This window comes from Nocardia sp. NPDC050710 (assembly GCF_040654375.1).
Taxonomy (GTDB): Bacteria; Actinomycetota; Actinomycetes; order Mycobacteriales; family Mycobacteriaceae; genus Nocardia.
On sequence record NZ_JBFAHV010000069.1, the window covers coordinates 1 to 1,659 of the forward strand.

Consider the following 1,659-nt stretch of genomic DNA (forward strand, 5'->3'; position numbering starts at 1 on the left):
CCCTCCAAACCCAACCGCAACCGCGGTCCCACCACCAACGGCACCACGTCACCACGATGAGAAGCCACCGCCGGACGCAACCGGTCGGTCGGCAAACGCAGCAACTGCGGCACCCCAGCCAATTCTTGTTCCCAGTACCGGGATTGGGCAGCAAACAGACTGTCCGGGTCGGATTCGTCACCGAGCACATCCCGCTGCCACAAACTGAAATCCGCATACTGCACCGGCAACGGCTCCCACCCCGGCGCACGGCCAGCCGATCGCGCCGCGTACGCCACCGCCAAATCCCGCGCCAAAGGCATCAATGACCCACCATCACCAGCAATGTGATGCAACACCAACACCACCACATACTCATCCCCGCCACATTCGAAAACCCACGCCCGCAACGGAATCTGCGTGGCCAAATCGAACGGCACCGCCACCACCTCGGACACCACACGCACCAGTTCCGGCCCGTCCATGACCTCACCCACCGACACCGGCGCCAGCACCTCGTCTACCTCCAGCACCCGCTGCCACGGCACCCCATCCTGCTCCGGGTAGACGGTCCGCAGGATTTCGTGTCTGGCCAGCACATCGGCCACCGCGGCCGTCAGCGCCGCCACATCCAACTCGCCGGTCAACCGCAACGCCGCGGGAATGTGATAGAGCGGCGACCGATAATCGAAGCGGTGCATGAACCACAACCGAGATTGCGCATACGACAGCGGCACCCGCTCCGGGCGTGACCGCGGGCTCAAAGGAGTACGTGTCACCTGCCCTTCACCGAGTCGGGTTGCCAATACCGCGACCGTCGGTGCCTCGAACACAGTCCGGATCGGTAACTCGATACCGAGGACCGACCGAATCCGGCTGATCAAACGCATCACCGACAACGAATGCCCGCCCAAGTCGAAAAAGCCGTCATCGATGCCGACCCGCGCGATCCCGAGCACCTCGGCGAACAGTTCGACCAATGCCCGCTCGGACTCATCCCGAGGACCGCGATACACCCCACCGGCGAACTCCGGATCCGGCAAAGCTTTTCGGTCGACCTTCCCATTCGGCGTCAATGGCAACTCCGCCACCGGCACCACCACCGCCGGCACCATGAACTCCGGCAGCCGCCGCGCTACGAACGCACGCACCCCCGCCAGCCGATCCCGAGCGCCGGGGTCGCTAGCGCAATCTTCGAGACCACGTACCGAATCCCCTGGCGGCTCATATTCGACCACTCGAGCCGCCCCGGAACTCTTCAAGAATATGGCCTCCATCAGCCCCGGTTCCGGTGCGGGCGTGACAACTACCTCGTAGCCGAGTTCGCCTCCGAGGTCACGGCAGTCCTGTGGCCACACACCCACCGCCGCGGGCTCGTCATCGATGGTCAGGTCGGCCACCAGGTGGCGGATGTCGGCCCGCGCAAGTGTCGCAGCGAAGGCACGATCGGCAGCCGATCCGGCGTGCGGAATTCCTGCCACGCGAATGCTGTCCGCGGTCGATTCGGACAGGAACTGCTCCAGTCGGGTCAAGTCCTGGAATCGCTCCCATCGACACGTTTCGCCGGTGACCGTCACCGCCCGCGCCGGTGCTTTGTGCAGGACTACATCGAAACGATAAGAGTTCAGCTCATTTCCACTGCGGCCGTCCTTCAAACGCACATCCACCGCCGCAATCCCC

General features: G+C 64.3%; 1 protein-coding gene. It reads right to left on the minus strand.

The window, feature by feature from the left end:
- Positions 1-1,646, minus strand: a 1,646-nt coding sequence (locus AB0H61_RS39010) for a condensation domain-containing protein (protein WP_357313978.1), incomplete at its 3' end; no start/stop codon positions are given.
- Positions 1,647-1,659 lie beyond the last annotated feature (13 nt).